This is a genomic window from Paenibacillus timonensis (genome assembly GCF_022427145.1).
In the GTDB taxonomy this organism is placed as follows: domain Bacteria; phylum Bacillota; class Bacilli; order Paenibacillales; family Paenibacillaceae; genus Fontibacillus; species Fontibacillus timonensis.
Genome location: NZ_JAKSXN010000043.1, coordinates 1 through 17,900, shown reverse-complemented (window position 1 = coordinate 17,900; position 17,900 = coordinate 1). Strand labels below are relative to the sequence as shown.

16 protein-coding genes are annotated in these 17,900 nt (G+C 55.2%); 8 read left to right on the top strand and 8 right to left on the bottom strand.

What is annotated here, in order from left to right; translation table 11 throughout:
- Positions 1–13: 13 nt before the first annotated feature.
- Entirely contained in the window at positions 14–946 is a 933-nt protein-coding gene (locus MJ257_RS16815; protein ID WP_240270324.1) for a peptidoglycan recognition protein family protein, read from the bottom strand.
- Between the two features lie 433 nt (positions 947–1,379).
- On the bottom strand, positions 1,380–1,661 hold the full coding sequence (locus MJ257_RS16810; protein ID WP_240270323.1) for a hypothetical protein: 282 nt from the start codon (positions 1,659–1,661) through the stop codon (positions 1,380–1,382).
- A gap of 298 nt (positions 1,662–1,959) precedes the next feature.
- On the opposite strand from MJ257_RS16810, the gene MJ257_RS16805 reads away from it, so the two are divergent.
- The 3 genes from MJ257_RS16805 (at position 1,960) to MJ257_RS16795 (ending at position 3,407) form a co-directional block, all read left to right on the top strand.
- Positions 1,960–2,313, top strand: coding sequence for a helix-turn-helix domain-containing protein (locus MJ257_RS16805; protein WP_059044468.1), 354 nt, complete (start codon positions 1,960–1,962; stop codon positions 2,311–2,313).
- 117 nt (positions 2,314–2,430) lie between these two features.
- Positions 2,431–3,030 (top strand): ImmA/IrrE family metallo-endopeptidase, encoded by a 600-nt coding sequence (locus MJ257_RS16800; RefSeq protein WP_240270346.1) that lies wholly within the window; start codon positions 2,431–2,433, stop codon positions 3,028–3,030.
- Positions 3,031–3,032: 2 nt separating this feature from the next.
- Positions 3,033–3,407 carry a hypothetical protein gene (locus MJ257_RS16795; protein ID WP_240270322.1) on the top strand — a complete coding sequence of 125 codons (375 nt, stop codon included), beginning with the start codon at positions 3,033–3,035 and terminating at the stop codon, positions 3,405–3,407.
- Here MJ257_RS16795 and MJ257_RS16790 read toward each other — a convergent pair.
- Entirely contained in the window at positions 3,398–4,618 is a 1,221-nt protein-coding gene (locus MJ257_RS16790) for an oxalate decarboxylase family bicupin (protein ID WP_240270321.1), read from the bottom strand. The genes MJ257_RS16795 and MJ257_RS16790 overlap by 10 nt on opposite strands.
- A 234-nt stretch (positions 4,619–4,852) precedes the next feature.
- On the opposite strand from MJ257_RS16790, the gene MJ257_RS16785 reads away from it, so the two are divergent.
- Positions 4,853–5,833: a glycoside hydrolase family 43 protein gene (locus tag MJ257_RS16785; protein ID WP_240270320.1), complete on the top strand. Its 981-nt coding sequence runs from the start codon at positions 4,853–4,855 to the stop codon at positions 5,831–5,833.
- 54 nt (positions 5,834–5,887) lie between these two features.
- On the opposite strand, the gene MJ257_RS16780 is transcribed toward MJ257_RS16785, so the two are convergent.
- Positions 5,888–10,687, bottom strand: a complete 4,800-nt coding sequence (locus tag MJ257_RS16780) for a X2-like carbohydrate binding domain-containing protein (protein ID WP_240270319.1) — start codon at positions 10,685–10,687, stop codon at positions 5,888–5,890.
- Between the two features lie 449 nt (positions 10,688–11,136).
- On the opposite strand from MJ257_RS16780, the gene MJ257_RS16775 reads away from it, so the two are divergent.
- Together MJ257_RS16775 and MJ257_RS16770 are read left to right on the top strand one after the other, a co-directional pair.
- Complete coding sequence (locus MJ257_RS16775; protein ID WP_240270318.1) at positions 11,137–11,514, top strand: MerR family transcriptional regulator; 378 nt, start codon at positions 11,137–11,139, stop codon at positions 11,512–11,514.
- Between the two features lie 15 nt (positions 11,515–11,529).
- Positions 11,530–12,540: an oxidoreductase gene (locus MJ257_RS16770; protein ID WP_240270317.1), complete on the top strand. Its 1,011-nt coding sequence runs from the start codon at positions 11,530–11,532 to the stop codon at positions 12,538–12,540.
- 123 nt (positions 12,541–12,663) lie between these two features.
- On the opposite strand, the gene MJ257_RS16765 is transcribed toward MJ257_RS16770, so the two are convergent.
- Positions 12,664–13,500 (bottom strand): MBL fold metallo-hydrolase, encoded by an 837-nt coding sequence (locus MJ257_RS16765; RefSeq protein ID WP_275693869.1) that lies wholly within the window; start codon positions 13,498–13,500, stop codon positions 12,664–12,666.
- Between the two features lie 107 nt (positions 13,501–13,607).
- On the opposite strand from MJ257_RS16765, the gene MJ257_RS16760 reads away from it, so the two are divergent.
- Entirely contained in the window at positions 13,608–14,489 is an 882-nt protein-coding gene (locus MJ257_RS16760) for an AraC family transcriptional regulator (protein WP_240270315.1), read from the top strand.
- 108 nt (positions 14,490–14,597) lie between these two features.
- Positions 14,598–15,881, top strand: coding sequence for a glycoside hydrolase family 27 protein (locus tag MJ257_RS16755; protein ID WP_240270314.1), 1,284 nt, complete (start codon positions 14,598–14,600; stop codon positions 15,879–15,881).
- A 61-nt stretch (positions 15,882–15,942) separates the two neighbouring features.
- On the opposite strand, the gene MJ257_RS16750 is transcribed toward MJ257_RS16755, so the two are convergent.
- Genes MJ257_RS16750 through MJ257_RS16740 form a run of 3 tightly spaced genes read right to left on the bottom strand, consistent with a single transcriptional unit; the run spans position 15,943 to position 17,811 of the window.
- A complete protein-coding gene (locus MJ257_RS16750; RefSeq protein WP_240270313.1) occupies positions 15,943–16,308 on the bottom strand; it encodes a GntR family transcriptional regulator in 366 nt (121 codons plus the stop codon).
- Positions 16,305–16,961, bottom strand: a complete 657-nt coding sequence (locus MJ257_RS16745; RefSeq protein ID WP_240270312.1) for an ABC-2 transporter permease — start codon at positions 16,959–16,961, stop codon at positions 16,305–16,307. The genes MJ257_RS16750 and MJ257_RS16745 overlap by 4 nt, the downstream gene beginning before the upstream one ends.
- A complete protein-coding gene (locus tag MJ257_RS16740) occupies positions 16,954–17,811 on the bottom strand; it encodes an ABC transporter ATP-binding protein (protein WP_240270311.1) in 858 nt (285 codons plus the stop codon). The genes MJ257_RS16745 and MJ257_RS16740 overlap by 8 nt, the downstream gene beginning before the upstream one ends.
- Positions 17,812–17,900 lie beyond the last annotated feature (89 nt).

Sequence of the window (17,900 nt, the reverse complement as noted above, 5' to 3'; positions counted from 1 at the left end):
ACTTCCCTCCTTGTTATTGTTCCGGGATGCCCGCGGCCCGGCGCAGATAATTCGCCAGGTTGTTAAAATGCTGCGCCCGTGCCGAATTCCCTTCGTCCCGCGCCTTAAACCAAGCCGGCGACAGCCAGCGGAAAATGATCTCCTGGGCATTGCTTTTCGGCAGCGGGATCAGCGGACCGGGAGAGGATGAGGAGGCCAGCGGAATCCCTGAGGCCACCCGAAGATTGTTTGCCAGATTGTGAAAATGCGTCATTCCGACCTGATCTCCCTTGGTTTGCGAGGCGAACCAGGCGGGAGAAACATAGTTGTCGATCAGCGACTGCGCGATGGTTGCGGGGAGCGGCGTAAACGACGTACTCGAGTTTGGGGTCGGGCTAGGGGTACGTACCACGTTGAGTTCGGTCGAGACATCGTCCAGCAATTGGTTCAGTGATTTCCCGCCCGTGGCCAGAGCCTCATCGGGGTCCCTCCTTCTCGCCGGATCCAGTTGTCGGTGGGATGGGATAAAGACGTAAGGATTTTTGTTCCATTTGCTGCAGCAATAAGCCAAATACCAGACATACCGCTTGTACGCTTCGATAAAGTTTATGCGCCCGCCGTAGCAAAATTCCACTCCGATGGCCGCATCGTTGGCATCATAGCCAAACAAATCATTGTCGGTCGTGACGTCGTACAGCACGTGCCAGGCTTTTTCCGCCGGTTCGGGACCGGTGCCGGTCGGTATGATTTCAAGAATCTTCGTATCGTCGATAAACACATGGGCCGAGGCGGAGCGATTCGTTAGCGAGTTGAAATAGGCATAGTGATTGTCCGCCGTTGCTCCCGGATTTCCCGAGTCATGGGCCACAAAAAACTCCGGCGTTCCGGTCGATAACCTCGTCCCGGGCCTAACGTTCGGCCGGATCGCGACGTACCGCCTTTCAATTCGGTATTTTCGTGTATCCATATGCACTTTCACCCCTTCCATTCATACTATTCCGTACGGGTGCTGATTCGCCTGTGCGCTTGTTTGTCCGATTCCAGGGCACCTCAGAATAAAAGAAAAAGAGCCTGCGATAGATAGCAGACTCATGGTATAATTTAGCATGTAAAACTGAACTTGGGTGGGACAGTATCGCCTCCGGATGGGAGGTGATGCGTATGAAATTTTCGTTTTCGGAAGTGATCATGCTTGGCATGTTTGTCCTGGCACTGCTTACTTACCTGAATAAACGAAAATAACCCGCCCAGGTTAGCGCCAAGGTGCGGGTTATTCTCTGCAGTCTTATCTTGGAGGTTTCCCACCCAAGTGTTGTACCGGGGAGGCTGTGGCGCAGCCTCCTTGTTTCTATTGTTATCTTAGCATACTCTGCCATATACCTCAATCATTCACAGGGCGTTTATTCCTCCAGCCGATCGATCCGCTTATGGGCTTGTTTGGCCGATTCCTCGACGCGCGTCAGCCGCTCGGAGAAGGCTTCAAATCGCTGGCCTTGCAGCTTTTGTTCGACTTTCATGTCATCAACGAGACGTGTGATGTTTACTATTTCCGTCTTCCTTATCGCCTCCGCTTCGGCTACGTCCTCAGCTTCCTGCCGAGTTGCTTTTGAACGCCCCGCCCACCCCAATGCAATTCCGCTAATCGCCGCCAGTACCGAAGTGATCGATGTAATAGCAGCCATATCCATTATCCTCACCTCTCTTAAGTTCATCCTACGCAACAATAAATTACCGTATTGGAAACATCAATTAGCTTCACATTTCACTTAGGCTTGTCCAAAAACAATCGAAAATGAGAAGATCACCCTCTTTTTTACCAATTTGGTAACCGTATCCTGATTATAGATTGCCATTTCGGTAATGTCAAGCCGCATTATTACCAATTTGACAATATAAAATCTTACCATTTGATTCGCCTACTCTTTACCAATTTGGCAACTTGTGCTACACTGAATGAAACGGCAAGGAAGAGGAGTAACCATGCAAACGCTAGGCGATCGGATCAAATATCTTCGTGAACAACGTCAGCTCACGCAAAAGGACCTGGCCTCCCAAGCGGACATTTCGGTCGTGCAATTGTCCCGGTACGAGACGAACGACCGCAAGCCGGATCCGGAGGTGCTGCGCAATATCGTCGACGCTCTGGATACCAGCGCCGATTACTTGCTGGGCCGGACGCCCGACCCGTCACCTGCAGCGGAAAAAGGCATGAGCTTGTCTTTTTTCGGCGGTCCCGAAGCGTATACGGCGGATGAAATCGCCATGATGGAGGCCGCTTTGAAAGCGTACCGGGAGCAGAAGAAGAAGCTGCTGAACGGGGACGAAGCGAAGTAGATCCATTTAGATCGAAGTTAACCAACCTATATAAAGCCAGCAACGACGGCCCTGATTCTGAAGGGCCCTTATTTCGGACTACAAACCGAACATACATTCTGATTCGGGGTGATTTGGATGTTATATGCCTATTATCATGAGACCCATCTGGAACAATGGATGAACGCCAAATATCTGAACCATGGGATATCGGCCCCCGCCGATCTCGACATCGAGCGAATCGCCGAAGCCTTCGGCATCGGGCTGGTTTACGGGAATCACCCTTCCTTTTCGGATAACGAGGAGAACGTGATTTTTCTGAACAAAGGGTTGGAGGCGGTTCAAGCCCGGGTCGTCTTCTTTCATGAGTTATGCCATGTGCTGCGCCATGCCGGGGATCAGCGCCGGATGACGGAGCTGTTCATGCATGCCCAGGAGACCGAAGCCGAACAGTTCGTGCTCTACGCCGCCATCCCCTTTTATATGTTCGCCAAGCTGCCGGTGCCGGACCATCGCAGCGAGGCGGTGTTTTATATCGCCGAGCAATTCCAAGTTCCGCCGGAGCTGGCGGAGCAGCGGCTGGATCAGATCCAGCGGCGGGTGCTGCACGGCAGCCTGATCGCGGCAGCCCAGGAAGCAACCCGCCGCCAGCGCGAAGCGGAGAAAGGCTGGTCGCCGGAGACCCGGCGCATGTTATCCCAACTGGAGCGGCAAATCGGCGGACAGGGAGGGCGGTGACGATGCGGATCGCGGCGTATTGCGATTTTTACGCGGATTCCACCCGGCCGTTGCAACTGATTGTCGATGCCCGGCCGGGTGAAATGGATTGGTCGAAGACGCTCTACATCCCGGTTTCCGGTCCGTTTGAGCCGTTCGCTGCCGAAGACTTCGGCGATTTGCCGGGCGTATCTGTCTTGCTGGAAGACCTCGTACGGCCCAAAGAACCGCCGGAGTTTTCCGACGTTTCGGAGCTCGGCCTAGCGCTTTCCGTTCCATCCCGGCGGGTTCTCGGCATTCGTCTCCCGCAAATTGCCGCCCGCTGCGGCGATACGGACGAGATCCAGCGCCTGGTGGTGCAAATGGACGATGTGGAGGAAGTCTTAGGTTATGAGTGAGGTTTAACCGGACGATCGTATTCCACCACCGGCCACTTTTGCTTCCGCAGCGCATCCATTAGCAGGGGGCCGACGTGCAGATTGTCCTGGACCAGCTCGTGCGGCGTCAGCGCCATCCATTGATTCAGCGACACATCAGCGAAACGGTCACTGCGGAACATTTCCAAGAACCAGATGCTGCGGTCGCCGGTATTTTGAATATAGTGGCCGTAAGCGAACGGGACATACCCCACATCCCCTGCCCGGACGTTGAACGTGCGGGCGACGCCGCCTCCGGCGAACACCGTCATGCGCCCTTTGCCCGACAAATAATATTGCCATTCGTCGTTATTCGGGTGCCAATGCATTTCCCGCATGGCGCCGGGTTTGATTTCCACGAGGGCGGCCGCAATCGTCTTGGCGATGGGAAAGTTCGAGGAATCCGCGATGCGCACGGTTCCGCCCGGCGTTCGGATCGGTTGCTGGGCCAGCAGGCTATGCTTGAAGCTGACGGGAATCTCCCCGTAAGGCGAAGTGACCTTCTGGCTGGCGATCGGCCCCGGAACGCGGTCCTGGTAGATGTATACCTGCTTTCCAGGGATATGGTCAAACGCTTTGCGCGGCACGCCAAAGTTCGCCGACAGCACCTCCTTAGGCGTGTGGGCGAACCAGTCTGAAATCGACAGGGTATTCAAATCGGAGAAATGCCCGTCATCGAACACAAGCAGAAACTCGCAGCCTTCCTCCAGCCCTTGGATCGAATGGGGAATCCCCGGCGGAAAATACCACAAATCCCCGACGCCTACATCGGCGATGAAGTTTCTTCCATCCTGATCCACCGCGGTGATCCGGGCTTTTCCCGAGATCATGAACGACCATTCCGCCTGCTGATGCCAATGCAGCTCCCGCACGCCTCCCGGCGTCAGGCGCATATTCACCCCTGCCAGCGTCGTGGCGATCGGCAGCTCCCGAATCGTGATTTCCCGCGACCAGCCCCCTTGGTTCAACTGCATATGCGTATCCGAAAAAGAAAATTTCAGATTCGGAATCAGTCCGTTATCGGTCACCGGAGGAACCAGCATATCGGGATTTTCGCGATCCCGCATCACGTCCCGAGGTCCTGTATCGGTCGCGCCGCTGCCGTCATCCCTTATCGGTTCGGGCACAGCGAATGCCCCGGCAGCATGATTTTCCGGCTGCCTTGAAGCGGATGGATCCAAACGATCCGTCATCGACAATCACTCCTTATCCTGGACATGCTAATGTTAATTTTTTCCACATTATAATCATACAGTGATCCTATTCCCTCAATCGCCGAAATATGTGCTGGTAAAGCCTTTCGTTTTCCAATAAAATCCGACGATTTCGGAGAAAATAACTTCAAGAGCTTGATAGTTGTCCAAGCTTCTGTATAATTAAAGTTAGTAAGTTTAGTCAACAAACTAACTAGGTAAAGGGGAATCCTCGTGGAAAAACCTGTACGTCCGAATGAACCGCTCGTTACGCACATTTTTACGGCTGATCCATCCGCCCATGTGTATGACGGCAAAATTTATATTTATCCATCCCATGACCTCGATCACAACGGTCCCGACAATGATAACGGCGACCAATACGCGATGGAAGATTACCACATCCTCTCGCTGGACGATTTCAACTCTCCGTGCGTCGATCACGGCGAAGCTCTCCATCTGCGGGATATCCCTTGGGCGAACCAACAACTGTGGGCTCCGGATGCGGCATACAAGAACAATACGTATTACCTCTATTTCCCTGCTCGGGACAAAGATGGCATTTTCCGCATCGGCGTAGCGACCAGTTCCTCGCCTGCAGGCCCGTTCACACCGCAAGAAAGCTACATTCCCGGCAGCTTCAGCATCGATCCGGCCGTACTCGTCGACGACGACAACCGCGCTTATATGTATTTCGGCGGACTTTGGGGCGGCCAATTGGAGAAATGGCAAACCGGAACCTTCAAACCGGACGCCGAAGGACCGGCACCGGATGCGCCGGCACTGGGGCCGCAGTTCGCCGAATTAACCGACGACATGCTCAGCTTCAAATCGGCGCCGCAGGAGATTTCCATCGTTGACGAAGACGGAAATCCGCTGTTGGCCGGGGACGAAGACCGGCGGTATTTCGAAGGACCTTGGGTGCATAAATACAATGGCTACTACTACCTGTCCTACTCGACCGGTACTACCCACACGCTGGTCTATGCGATCAGCAAGAACCCGCAAGGACCTTATGTCTTTAAAGGCAAAATCCTGACGCCGGTCATCGGCTGGACCACGCACCATTCCATCGTGCAATTCCAGGACAAATGGTACCTGTTCTATCATGACAGCTCGTTGTCCGGCGGCGTGAACCACAAGCGCAGTGTGAAATACACCGAGCTGCATTACAACCCGGACGGCACGATCCAAACGATCGATCCGTATAAATAAGCAAAGCAGGGGAGCACCTCCCGGCTGCATTAAGCCGGAGGTGCTCCCCTTTTTTTATTTGCTCAGCTCTTCTCCGCCCTCCGCTCTCGGCTTCGCCACATGTTCCGTCGACGCCTCGGCGATATCGTGGAAAGCCCAGTGGTCCTGCGGTACGTCGCGCCAAACCGGGAGCTCATCGCTGCTTCCGAACAGCGGCCCCCGGCCCAATGCCCGGTTGATCACGGTCACTGCCTCGGCCCGCGTGATGAAAGCCGCCGGTCGGAACTTGCCGTCGGCATAGCCGCTAACGATCCCTGCCGCTTGGGCGGACCGGATCGCCTCCTCCGCCCAATGGCCGGCGGTGTCGGAGAAGCCGGTGCCCTGCCCCGCGGCCGACTTCATGAACTTCACGGCGATGGCCGTGATTTCCGCCCGCGTGACCGGTTGTTCCGGCTTGAAGCTGCCATCGGCGTATCCTTGCATCAAGCCCATGCGGGAGGCTTTGGCAATCGCCTCGGCAGCCCAATAGCCTGCCGAAACATCGCTGAAGCCTAACGCCTCCGTCGTCTCCTTCAGGCCGACGGCCTTGGACAGCATGGCGGCCATCTCCGCACGGGTGATGCGGTTCTCCGGTTTGAACAGCCCACCCGGATAGCCGCTGATATAGGAGTTATGCGTTGACGACAACGCTTCGGCCGTTTTCACCAGGGCGAAGGTGCTGAAATGGTCTACCTTGAATTTCAACCCTTTGCCGTTCCCCAAAGGAACAACCTCCCCGGTCAGAAACTCCGTCGTCCCGTCGGAGTGTTCGATGTACACCCCCAGTTTGGACGGGTCCGCATCGTTCAGCGCCGAGCCGGTCAGCGGCAGAATGAGCTCTACCTCATGGTTCTGCAGGTTCGTTTCGATTTGAACCGGACGGCCGATGACGGTCACCTCTTGCCCCCCTGTGGCCGCAAGTACCGACTCGGCCTTATTGGCGCGTCCTTCGACTTCCTTGCTTTGGTCAGCCGTCTTCACGGGATGGATCGTCACGGTCAGATCGCCGGTCGAACCCTGCAAGGAGGATACCGGAATCGTGATCTCTCCGCTTGCCGTTTGGAGCTTCAGTTCCAGATCTCGTTCCGTCATCAACTGGATAACGTCGTGGGCGAGCGAGAACTTGACGGAGGTCACTTCATCCTTGGCGTCCGGAATCGTAAGGTTCAGCGAAGCGGCGCCTTCGGCCGCCAGCTTGTCGACGGCAGCGCGAAGCTGGGCATCGGCCTTCAGTTTGACTTCATCCCGCTTCGTTCCGTCGGTTAACGTCGTCCGAACGATGTCCACCGGGATCCGATTTGCCGGATCGCGGACGATTTCCGTTCCCGCCGGACTAGGCGGCGCCGAAGGGCCGGACGGTCCGGATGAGGACGACGGCGGGTTGGACGGATTCGTTGGCGTGGTTGGCGTCGTCGAGCCGGGGGCAACGTGGAAGATCAACTGATCCGCCAGCATCAGCTCGCCGGATTTTTTTACCACTTTGACCGTATGCTGGCCGGCCGGCAGGTTGGAGATGCCGAACAACGGATGCTGGGCGCTGCGGGACTCGGCATAGGCGTCTACGGTTGCTTTCAGTTGCCCGTCGATGTAAACCTCCATTTCCCCTAGGGCCGGACCTTTGGGCATATGCAAATCAATGCCCGTTCCTTTAAACGTATACTCGAAGGAATCCCCATTCGCCTCTGTCGCATGCACGTCATCGTAATAATCGCCTTTGATGTGGAACGTCAGCTTCAAGCTTCCCGATGCCTGTGCGGCAAGGTATTCCTTCTTGATCGTCACGATGTTCCCCGTTACGATGTAGTCCGTGCCCTCGACCAACGGCACTTGACCGTTCCGAATGCTCCCGAGATTCCCGATGCCGCCGAGCACTTCGACTTCAATGTCGTCCTGGGCGGACAGATTCTTATCGAATGTCGCTCCGGTGAGGTTAATCAGGTCGGGAATTTGCACCTTGAGCGCGTCCAGCAGCATGAAGCGGCCCGATTTCTTCACCAGCTTGAGGGTATGCAGACTATCGGACAATCCGGAAACGCTGTAGACCGCTTGCATCGGTTGTCTGGCATCGGCACGGGTATCCACGGTACCCGCGAATGCGCCGTCCAGATAAACGTCGACTTCTCCCTGGGAAGGGTCGATTTCCGTGATGTATTGGATCCCGGTACCCTTGAAGGTGTATTCCAGGAAATCGCCGTTCGTCTCGGCATAATGCACGTCATCCTGGTAATCGCCGAAGTTGCGCCCCGTGCTGCGGTTCCAGGACCCGGTATATCGAATGCCTGGATCGTTGTTGTTGATCATGAGGAAACGGCCGGACGTATTTACGATATCGATCGTGAGCGTTTGCGGCAGCCCGGCGCTGAACTGGAACGTCAGCTCCGTTGCGCCGGTTGGCTGCGCGGCCAAGTACGACGCATGGATGCGGACCGTATCCCCTTCGATCGAAAAATCCGTCCCTTCGGCCAAGGCTTCCGCCCCGTTGGCGATGCTGACCAGCGTATTGCCGTTTAAGGTCATCGTGGTCGTGACATTGGCTTGCGCGGATGCTTTCTGATCAAACTCCGCCTTCTTCGGATGGATCGTGCTGTTCACGATCGCCGGTCCGGTGATGTCCACCGTAAACGTCTGCGTGTCGCCGCCGGCAAAGCCAAACGTCAAGGCAAGCGGGCCGGGCGGCTGTTGGGCCAAATACGCTTTCTTGATCGTGACGTTGTCACCGGAAACCGTATAATCCGTGTTACGCACCAGTTCCGCTGAACCGTTCGCAATACGGGTCAATGTATCTCCTCCCAGCGGCAGCGAAACGGGAACGTCTTGCGGGTTTGTCGTTTCAAAGCCGGCCGTCGTTGCCCCAAGCAAGCTGTCCGCGTAAACCTTGAACCCGTCGACGATCAGGTAGCTCCCGCCCTTCATCACGCCGGAGACCGTATGCTCGCCGAACGGCAGGTTCCGTACGCTGTAAATCGGGATCTGTCCCTGTTGAATCGGGGCATTGGCGCTTACCGTTTCTTTGAATTCGCCATCCAGATAGATGTCGATGTCACCGCCAGATTCAGCCGTTTCGGTCAGAAAATCTACGCCCGTACCTTTAAACGCAAGTTCAAAGCGTACCTCGCCTTTTTCCCCGTAATGAACGTCGCCTAAATAATCATTCCAGTCGGGATTTCTTCCCGAGCTGTATCCCCAGCTGCCGCCGCTTCCGTAAGTATCGTACGTCACCGACGGGTGGTTGTCGTTGAGGATCACCCAATGCTCGCCCGCCTCTGCGGCGGTCGAACCAGATGCTGCCTGCTCCGAGGTTTCCCCTCTAGTGTCTTCATTGCCCGCAGCCACGTCATTTACTACCGCGTTCCCTGGCGCGGCCGCGCTCGAATCGACGATCGTCACGTTCAGGTCCTGCGCGTCCTGCACCAGTTCTTTACCGCCGTTGCGCGTCCACGTTCCGGCATATTTCACGCCGGTATCGTCATCATTGACTTTGGATGTCCCGTTCTTCGCCGTTACTTTAAACAAGCGCGAAGCATGCGGCTCCAAATCAATGTCGTCCATGCCGGCCGCAAACTGGCCGAGCTCCGTATGGCTCCACAAATCGCGGACGGAAGCCGCGCCGTCCAGCCCGATGTCGCTCCATTTGACGTCCATCGCAGCGCCTTTGTTGCCGAGGTTGAACAAGGCAACGGTATACGTTCCGTCCCCGTTATTGGCATACCACACCTGCTGATTGGTAGCCATCGATACGGGATGTGCCGGGCGGCCGGCTTGGTTGACGGCGATGACCTCATCGTTGGTCAACAGCTCAAGGCCATAGCTGTCCAGGTTGGTTAAATCATCGCCGGTATAGAATTGCGCGCTGGCGATCGCCCACAATGTCGTCGCCGTCTGCCGCTCGTCCCGGGTCAAGCCGGACGTTTGCCCGTTGCCGACATTCAGGGAGTCGAAATCGTTCCAGCCGCCGGGCCCGGCGTCACGCCACCATAAAGCGGCATCCGGAAACAGCCGGGCGATGTTCGCCCACTGCGTCATGCCGATGTTGCGGTCATAAGCCTCCACGTCCCAATTGACGCGCCAGCCGTTGGCATATTTTTTCCAAAAGTCCACGTAGTTATGGTCCAGCGCCCAGGACAGCTCCAGCCAGATCCCGTGCTTGGACAGCGCAGTGGACCAAGCTTTCACGTCATCGCGCGCGTCGATCGACAGGTCGTTATGGCCGGACCCCGGGGTCACGCTGTCGAACTTCACAAAGTCGACGCCCCAGGAGGCGATCAGATCGGCGATCGAATGAATGTATTCCTGCGCCCCCGGCTTGGAGAAATCGATCTTGTAATCGATGTCCCAATAGTCCGCTTGCCGGAGCGGCTGGGCGGCGATGTCTTGCATATGGTATTCCGTTCCGTAAATCGGCAGGTTAAGCCGGTAAGCTTCCTTGGACAAACCCGGTATCAGGTAGATCCCGACCTTCTGCCCGTTGTTATGAATATAATCCACCAAATTCTCAAAACCGTTCGGATATAACGTTTCGCTCGGAAGCGGCCGGCCGTATTCGTCCATGCTGCCGTTCCAGCCGGCGTCGATATTGATGTATTCGTATCCGTGGGCTTGCAGCTTCTCGTGCATGGCATCGGAGATCATTTTCAGCTTCGCTTCCGAGGTCCAGTTCCCCTCCGGCCCGTCGTACACCTGCAGGCTGTAGCTGCTCCAGCCCATGTAAGGCTTCATCGCGAGGCCATTATCGGCGGCATGAGCCACCATGCTATCCGGTCCAAGATAAGCAGAGGGCACTAGCGTAATGGCTGCCGCCAACAAGCAAGTCATCGTCTTTTGCAACAAACGGATCATCAATTCATCTCCTTTGGTAGAATAGGTGTCCCTGTTCGTGGTCCAGTGAAATTCGGTGCTCTCCCCCCCTATCTGCGCCAGGCCTGCATTTTGGCAACGCTTTCAAAACGATCGGTTGAATCATCTCCTGATCCGCCCTGACCATCGCCCACGTGAAAACACCCTTGGTATTCCCACATTTGGTTCGCGTTTCCTTCGCGATGAGTATAGAAAATTGCCGAAGGTCCCGCCTAGGTACACTTCGTCGTTTGGCGTACATTTCCACCTGTTTTGGATAGATCATCCAGCGAATCCAGCCAACCATTTTTTCGTACAAGGGACAATTCTCCGTGAAAAGAAGATTTTCCGCCATATGCGTGCAGGAGAAGGGATATGCGCTTGACTTGGAGTATACTCTAAGCGGTAATGTTGATGCTGCGGCCTTCGATCCCGCGGGAAAGGAGTTTTTCATGGACCAAAACGAGCAACGAACTTACACTATCTCCGAGGTTGTGGAGCAAACCGGCCTTACCGCCGATACGCTGCGTTTCTACGAGAAAATCGATCTCCTCGGCTCCCCCGAACGGGGCGGCGGCCGCCAACGGATGTACACCAGCATGGATATCGGCAAAATCCGGTTTGTCTCGCACCTTAAACGAACCCATATGCCGTTGAAAAAAATCCGCGAATACATCCGCCGTTACAACGAGCAGGACGAAACGGGGTGTTACGATTTGCTGGACGAGCACCGGCAATCCATAGAACGGCAGATCGATGAATTAAAGGAGACGCTTCAGATCATCGGTTTCAAGCTGGAGCATTTTCAAGATATCAAAGACGGAAAATAAGAGGAGGAGATCCGAGTGAACTTAACTGGCAACCTGGAACGCACACCGCAGCGGCCGCTCCCATCGGGATACGGCCCGCGAACGACGGCGGAGGAGATCATTCGAGGTATGGATTTGCGAGGGAAGGTCGCGATCGTCACGGGAGGTTATTCCGGTCTTGGCCTGGAAACTTCGCGAGTCCTGGCAAACGCCGGCGCTAAGGTCGTCATCCCGGCTCGGACGCCGGACAAAAGCCGTAAAGCCGTCGCCTCCATTCCCGGAGCAGAACTGGAGCAGCTCGACTTGACCGACCCGGAATCCATAGACGGCTTCGCCCGCCGATTCGTGGAATCGGGACGTCCCCTGCACATCTTGATCCACAGCGCCGGAATTATGGCTACGCCGGAGCAACGTGACGGTCGAGGATACGAGCTGCAGTTCTCCACCAATCATTTGGGCCACTTTCAACTCGCCGCCCGGTTATGGCCCGCTTTGAAACGGGCCAACGGGGCGCGGGTCGTCTCTGTTTCCTCCGGCGGGCATCGATTGGGCAACGTAAACTTCGAGGATCCAAACTATCGGCATCGCCCCTACGACAAGTGGGAGGCTTACGGGCAGTCCAAGACGGCGAATGTCTTATTCGCGTTGGAACTGGATCAACGAGGCCGCGATCATGGGGTACGCGCATTCTCGGTCCATCCGGGATCGATCGTCACGGAATTGTCCCGGCATCTCACCGACGAAGAAATGAAAGCCATGGGTGCTCTTGATGCCGAAGGCCGCCGGGCCTATACTGATTATTCGGATGAACGCAAGTCCGTGCCGGAGGGAGCGGCGACCCAGGTGTGGTGCGCGGTTAGTCCGCAGCTTGATGGCAAGGGAGGCGTCTACTGCCAAAACGTGGATATCGCCCCCCTGATTCCCGCTGAGGATGTCGGGACCCTCAACGTAACCGGTGTGTCCCCTTGGGCCGTCAATGAATCCTCGGCCCGCCGGTTATGGGAACTGAGCGAGATGTTAACCGGCGTAACCTTCACCCTTGCATAATTTGGATTCCTTATGTTTACTTCTTAAGCACCTCATTCATGCAAAAGCCGGCGATTGCAGCAGCAATCACCGGCTTTGTTCTAAGAGGACGATGCGGAACGACGCCGACGGAGTTCCGGAAGCTCAATGCTTCACGTATTTTCCGTAATCCGGGATGGCGATACGGTCGAACTCGTTCGCCAGTTTCTGCAGGCCGTCCGTCAATTCCGGGCCGGATACAGGCCTGCCATGTCCGGTAATGGCAACCGCAGGCTGTAAAGCCGCTAATTTCTTTACGGATTCCCAAGCCGCCGTCCAATCGGTCGTCAGATATCTGGGTGGACCGCTGATTTCCATTTCCTGCGTCAGCACTTTATATAGCGAATCCTGCCTGACCGTTACGAAGGCGTCCGCCGCAATTAATGCGCGATCTTCGTCCCTGAATAACGACACATGCCCCGGCGTATGCCCCGGAGTGTGAATCCAGCGAAAACCGGCTAAATGCGGCACGCTCCCGTCCGGCGGAAGCGGTTGAACCTGATTCCCCAGCTGAATAGGCTCATTGGGGAACAAAGGGGACATTTTGGCAATCAACCCGCCTTCTACGGTGGGATCCGGTTCCGGGTAACTTTTTTGTCCCGTCAAATAGGGGATTTCCAATTCATGAGCGTATACGGGCACGTTCCAGCGCTCAACCAGCTCGATCACCGCGCCCACATGATCAAAATGGCCATGCGTCAAAAGGATGGCTTTGGGGGGGCGGCCGGCTCCATATCGAGCTTCCGTAACGGAGACGATCTCGTCCGCCGATCCGGGCATGCCTGCATCCACCAGTACAAACTCCTGCGATTTCGGATTCCCCACAAGGCAAATATTCACGATTTGGAGGGTATGGCAATACACATCCGGCAGCACCTCAACGCCCAGACCGCTTCCTACCGAAGTGGCAGGGATATATTTATAGTCGCTCCCGTACTCCATTTGTTTGTCCACCGTGTTTTTTCTCCTTTTAAGTTATGGGATAATGGCCTTATCGTTCCATTCCCATGGCAGGGTTATTCATTCCCGAAGGAGGAAGGAGGATCCCTATGGACATTCCCAAAGGGACCTACGGCTTCAGATTCGCTGAAGATCAAGAGCTTCAACTCTGCGTATTATTTGCCGCCGGCTTCGATTCGATCACCGATCCCACTTATCGATGGGACGGATTGGAGCGGACCGACGGGCCTTTGCTGCTGTTCCAGTACACGTTCTCCGGTGAAGGCGTGTTTGAGTTAGAGGACCGGTCATACCGCGTTACCGCTGGACAAGCGTTCCTCGCCGAAATTCCGGGGCCTCATCGGTATTACTTCCCCCCGGAGTCCACAACGCCGTGGGAGTTCCTTTTCCTGCTGTTTCGGCCGGATCCTGTTTTGCCCCTTTGGCGCAAATTCCTTCGCGAAGCCGGAGTAGTCCCCTTTCTTCCCGCGGATTCCGCTCCGGTCCGGTTGTCGCGAATGATCGTCGCCGATGCGGGGGCGGGCCGAATCTCCGATCCCTTCATCGCGTCATCTTGCGTTTACCAGTTTGCGACGGAACTGGCCAGAATGCAGGTCTCGACGCGGAAAGAACGGGAGAACTGGCCGGAGAACATCCAGCGCGCCGCGGAGTTTATCGAAAGCCATTATGCACAGATGGTCAGCATCGATCAGCTTTCCGAGCAGGTCTCCCTATCCAAATACCACTTGATCCGCCAGTTTTCGGCCAGTACGGGACTAACGCCGGGCGCTTACCTGACCCGGGTCCGTATCGAGAAAGCGATGGAGCTGCTTCGCGGAACCTCACTTAATATTGAGACGATCGCCGGGCAGATCGGCTACTCCAGCGGAAGTTATTTGATCAAAGCGTTCCGAAGCTTGACGGGGCTTACACCTGGAGAGTTCCGCAGCGGGGGCGAAAGCCTGGTTTATCGCAAGCTGTTCTTCGATTGACCGCAATATTTTACTATCCCCGTTGTTAAGTTACTATAGATATCGCACTACTCCTTCTCTAAGATGAACATGGACAGAGCAATAATCATCTGTAAAGGAGCTTATGAAATGGACCAATCGCTTATTGCGCCTACGCCGCCGCTGGGCTGGAACAGCTGGGACTGTTATGGCGCGGCCGTCACGGAAGAAGAGATTCGAGGCAATGCGGAATACATGGCGAAGCATCTCAAAGCTTATGGCTGGAGCTATATCACCGTCGATATTCAATGGTATGAACCGGGGGCCCAATCTTCGCAATATCGGCCGTTTGTTCCGCTCGTGATGGACGAGTACTCCCGGCTCATGCCCGCCGAGAACCGCTTCCCCTCCGCGGCGAGCGGCCAAGGCTTCAAGCCGTTAGCTGACTTTGTGCATGACCTCGGGCTTCGATTCGGCATTCATATCATGCGCGGCATCCCGCGCCAAGCCGTTCACGCCGCTGCGCCCATCCTGGGCACAACCGCGACGGCTCGCGACATTGCGCATACGAACTCCATCTGTCCCTGGAATACAGATATGTACGGCGTGGATGCTTCAAAGGAGGGGGCGCAAGCCTATTACGATTCGCTCTTTGAATTGTACGCCTCGTGGGGCGTTGACCTGGTAAAAGTGGACGACATTGCGGCTTCCAGACTATATGGCACCCACCAACCGGAAATCGCGATGATCTCCGAAGCGATGAAGCGCTGCGGCCGGCCTATGGTGCTGAGCCTGTCCCCCGGGCCGGCTCCGGTGGAATCCTCGGCCTTCTTCGCCCAGCATGCCAACATGTGGCGGATGACGGACGACTTCTGGGACCAGTGGCCGCTTCTGCGGGACATGTTCGACCGCTGCCGGGCCTGGCAAGGCGTGCCGCAAGCCGGCTCGTGGCCGGACTGCGACATGCTGCCGCTCGGTCACATCGGCATCCGCTCGGTGGATGGCGGCGGGGCGAACCGTTGGACCCGGTTCACAAAGGATGAGCAGTTGACGATGATGTCGCTCTGGAGCATCTTCCGCTCGCCGCTCATCTTTGGCGGAGAATTGCGGGATAACGACGAATGGACCCTCTCGCTGCTGACCAACCGGGAGGTGCTGCGCATGCACCGGGAGAGCCGAGGAGCCAAGGAAGCGGTCCGGGAAGACGACCTTATCGTTTGGACGGCCGAACATCCCGAAGGGTTCAACTATGCCACCGTATTCAATGTCGGCGAGAGCCAGCTGCCGCTAGACCTCCCGCTGGAGCGGATCGGGCTGCCGGGAGCCGCCGCAGGCACCGAGCTGTGGAGCGGTATTCCTGCAGAACTTGCGGCGGCAGGCAAACTTCGAACTACGGTGCCGCCGCATGGGGTTCGTTTATATCGGTTAGGTTAATAACAAAGAAGAGATCTGCCCGCGATGGGGCAGATCTCTTTTTGCATCTTGATATCCGAAATCAATAAACCTTTTTCAACAACTCAATCACTTCATCCAAGGTGAGACCAAAGGACTTGTAAAAGGACACCTCGCCTGCCATTTGTTCTGTAACCATTTCATTTCGGATACGCAGCATCTCGTCAGGCGAGAATTCGGCCACAAAGCAGCCTTTGCCGGTGACCGTATGGATCAAACCACGCCGTTCAAGTTCTTCCCATGCCTTCTTGACGGTGATGACGCTGACCCGCAGCTCATGAGCGGCTTGACGGATCGGCGGTAGACTGTAGCCGCTCTCCAGCTCGCCCTTCAAGATTTGAGCGCTGATTTGCTCAAACAGCTGCTGATAAATCGGTTTCTCCGAAGTGTTCGAAATCGCTACGTTCATTGGATCTCCACTTGAAGGAAGCGTTTGACCGCCATCCGGTAGGCAATAGCGGTAAGTGCTAGGAAGATCAAGATTCCCGCGATCAGAATATAGGCTTGAAGCGCCACGCTATTCGCTTCTGTACCATAGAAAATGCGGTTCATCGCCCCGTTCTGAATCCCGACCCACTGGGTGATCCCGGCGAACAGCGTTGCGGCCACGGTGGAACCGAGCAGCGCCATGCCGAACTTGTACGCCGTCTTGTAATACATCGGAATAAAGACGAGGTTAAAGATCGCCAGCATGGCAAAACACAAACCGAAGAAACCCAAATTCGGCGGGAAGAAAATGTAGGTCAAGTCCGGATAGATCCGCGAGGAAATCATCCCAAAGATCAAGGCTACCACAATATGCATCAGTTCCAATCCAGCGACCACGAATACCCGCGCTTTCACGATGTCCCGTTTCGTGACAGGCATCATCGAGGTAAACATCAAATCATTTTGCGATCGAAATTGGTTAAACATATTCGGTACGGTGATCCAGCAGAAATACAGGATAACAATGAAATAGATCCAGCCGGGAATGAACATTAAAGCGCCAGTCAACAGCGGCATGATCAGGAACAGGGGATGTACGCCCAGCTTGATGTCTTTCTTAATCAAGTTAACCATGGATTGGCTCCCCCTTCTTCGTATAATAAATCAAAATATCCTCGAGGCTTGGCGTAGCGGATTTTATGCCGCAGGACGGATCGAAGTCGCTTGCGTGAATCAATCCCGTAAACCCAAACGAATTCGTCTTATAAGCGATCATCTGGTCCTTCACCCGGTCCAATTCGCTCGCGGAACCGTTCAACAAGAAATAAGATTCCTTGAATTCTTCCTTCTCGCAACTAAGAATAATTTGCCCACCTGAAATAAAAGTAATGTAATCCGCACACTTCTCCAAGTCGGAGGTAATATGCGTGGAGAAAAGAATGCTGACTTCGCCGTCAACGATCAACTCCTGGAAAATGTCCAGCAGATCGTCTCGCGAGGCTGGATCAAGCCCGCTTGTCGGCTCGTCGAGGATCAGGAGCTTTGCCCCGTGGGACAAGGCAAGAGCAAGGCTGTATTTGACCTTCATCCCCGTCGACAGATCGGCGATCTTCTTATTTTCATCCAATTTGAATCTCCGCAGATAGTAGGAATACGTTTCATCGTCCCAATTTCGATAGAACTTCTTGATGGTATCGGTCAACGTCTTGATTTTACTGCGCGTGTAAAAATCGATGCCGCCGAAGGTGAATCCGATGTCCTGTTTCAATTCAAGCTCGTGGTCGTTCATGTTTCTCCCCAGAATATGAACCTCGCCGCTATCAATATGAGTCATATTCAAAATCGATTTGATCGTGGTGGTTTTCCCCGCCCCGTTGACCCCGATAAAGCCCATGATGTACCCCTTCTCCAACTGAAACGAAACATCCTTGAGCTCAAAGCTCGGGTATTTCTTATTTAGGTTTCGAATATCTAACGCCAGCATGCGGTACCTCCTCAAAAAAATTGTGCATATCGTGTATGCACAATATAACATCGAAAACGGGTAACGTCAATAACTCCGAAGAATAAAAA

What these genes read in the sequence shown, in the direction of transcription:
- MJ257_RS16815 (WP_240270324.1), bottom strand. Translation starts at nt 946, where the DNA reads ATGGATACACGAAAATACCGAATTGAAAGGCGGTACGTCGCGATCCGG.
- MJ257_RS16810 (WP_240270323.1), bottom strand. Translation starts at nt 1,661, where the DNA reads ATGGCTGCTATTACATCGATCACTTCGGTACTGGCGGCGATTAGCGGA.
- MJ257_RS16805 (WP_059044468.1), top strand. Translation starts at nt 1,960, where the DNA reads ATGCAAACGCTAGGCGATCGGATCAAATATCTTCGTGAACAACGTCAG.
- MJ257_RS16800 (WP_240270346.1), top strand. Translation starts at nt 2,431, where the DNA reads ATGTTATATGCCTATTATCATGAGACCCATCTGGAACAATGGATGAAC.
- MJ257_RS16795 (WP_240270322.1), top strand. Translation starts at nt 3,033, where the DNA reads ATGCGGATCGCGGCGTATTGCGATTTTTACGCGGATTCCACCCGGCCG.
- MJ257_RS16790 (WP_240270321.1), bottom strand. Translation starts at nt 4,618, where the DNA reads ATGACGGATCGTTTGGATCCATCCGCTTCAAGGCAGCCGGAAAATCAT.
- MJ257_RS16780 (WP_240270319.1), bottom strand. Translation starts at nt 10,687, where the DNA reads ATGATCCGTTTGTTGCAAAAGACGATGACTTGCTTGTTGGCGGCAGCC.
- MJ257_RS16775 (WP_240270318.1), top strand. Translation starts at nt 11,137, where the DNA reads ATGGACCAAAACGAGCAACGAACTTACACTATCTCCGAGGTTGTGGAG.
- MJ257_RS16765 (WP_275693869.1), bottom strand. Translation starts at nt 13,500, where the DNA reads ATGGAGTACGGGAGCGACTATAAATATATCCCTGCCACTTCGGTAGGA.
- MJ257_RS16760 (WP_240270315.1), top strand. Translation starts at nt 13,608, where the DNA reads ATGGACATTCCCAAAGGGACCTACGGCTTCAGATTCGCTGAAGATCAA.
- MJ257_RS16755 (WP_240270314.1), top strand. Translation starts at nt 14,598, where the DNA reads ATGGACCAATCGCTTATTGCGCCTACGCCGCCGCTGGGCTGGAACAGC.
- MJ257_RS16750 (WP_240270313.1), bottom strand. Translation starts at nt 16,308, where the DNA reads ATGAACGTAGCGATTTCGAACACTTCGGAGAAACCGATTTATCAGCAG.
- MJ257_RS16745 (WP_240270312.1), bottom strand. Translation starts at nt 16,961, where the DNA reads ATGGTTAACTTGATTAAGAAAGACATCAAGCTGGGCGTACATCCCCTG.
- MJ257_RS16740 (WP_240270311.1), bottom strand. Translation starts at nt 17,811, where the DNA reads ATGCTGGCGTTAGATATTCGAAACCTAAATAAGAAATACCCGAGCTTT.